We start from the raw sequence: 1,226 nt of genomic DNA, 5'->3' as shown, positions 1-1,226 counted from the left end.
ATCCGGACACAGCCGTGCCGACCGGCGGGATCGACTGGGCCAGTACCGATCACGCCGTCGCGGTCGTCGCCGCGGACGGGACCGCGCTGGAGCGGTTCACCGTCCCCCACACCAAGGCGGGCCTGCGCGGGCTGTGTCGGCAACTGCGGCGGGCCGGGGTCGATGAGATCGGCATCGAACGTGGCGACGGCCCAGTCGTCGACGCCCTGCTCGGCACCGGTTTCACCGTGCTCGTCATCCCGCCCCTGCAGGTCAAGAACCTGCGCAGCCGCTACGGCTCGGCCGGCAACAAGGACGACCGGTTCGACGCCTACGTCCTCGCCGACACCGTACGCACCGACCGACACCGGCTGCGCCCCCTGACTCTTGACACCCCGGCCACGCTCACCCTGCGCGCGACCTGCCGAGCCCGCAAGGACCTCGTCGCCCACCGGGTCGCGCTGGCCAACCAGCTGCGCGCCCACCTCGCCGTCACCTTCCCCGGCGCGGTCGGGCTCTTCTCCGAAATCGACTCCAAGATCAGCCTGAGGTTCCTGCGTCGGTTCCCCGACCAGCAACGCGCCGACTGGCTCTCGCTCACACGCCTGCACGCCTGGCTGCGCAGCGTCGGCTACAGCGGCCACACCAGCACCGAAACCCTGCACCGGCGTCTCACAGACGCCCCGCGCGGCCTGAGCGGCGACGGCGGCGCCCGAGCCCAGATCACCGTGGCCCTGATCAACGCCTTGGAGGCGATCTCCACCCAGATCCAGACACTAGCCGATCAGATCGAAGAGCAACTCACCCTGCACCCCGATTCGGAGATCTTCACCAGCCTGCCGCGCGGCGGACAGATCCGTGCCGCCCGGCTGCTCGCTGAGATCGGCGACGCCCGCGGCCGGTTCCCCACCCCGGACTCGCTGATCTGTCTGGCCGGAGTCGCTCCCTCGACCCGCCAGTCCGGCAAGATGAAGATCGTCAGCTTCCGCTGGGCCGCGGACAAACAGCTCCGCGACGCGGTCTGCGATTTCGCCGGCGACTCCCGCCACGCCAGTCCCTGGGCCCGCCACCTCTACGACCAAGCCATCGCCCGCGGCCACGACCACCCACACGCCGTGCGCATCCTCGCCCGCTCCTGGCTGGGCGTGATCTGGAAATGCTGGCAGACCAACACCCCCTACGACCCCGCCAGACACCGCGCCGCCCAAGCCCATCAACACCGAGCGGCTTGACACAGGGCTACTCAG

1 protein-coding gene is annotated in these 1,226 nt (G+C 70.2%); it reads left to right on the top strand.

Annotated features, from left to right (window positions below; genetic code table 11):
- Window positions 1-14: 14 nt before the first annotated feature.
- Window positions 15-1,211 (top strand): IS110 family transposase, encoded by a 1,197-nt coding sequence (locus tag AB0B41_RS43210; protein ID WP_358213040.1) that lies wholly within the window; start codon window positions 15-17, stop codon window positions 1,209-1,211.
- Window positions 1,212-1,226: the final 15 nt, after the last annotated feature.

This window comes from Pseudonocardia sp. NPDC049154 (assembly GCF_040648315.1).
GTDB lineage: Bacteria > Actinomycetota > Actinomycetes > Mycobacteriales > Pseudonocardiaceae > Pseudonocardia.
The sequence above is the reverse complement of the archived record's forward strand: the minus strand, read 5'-3'. Positions and strand labels throughout refer to the sequence as shown.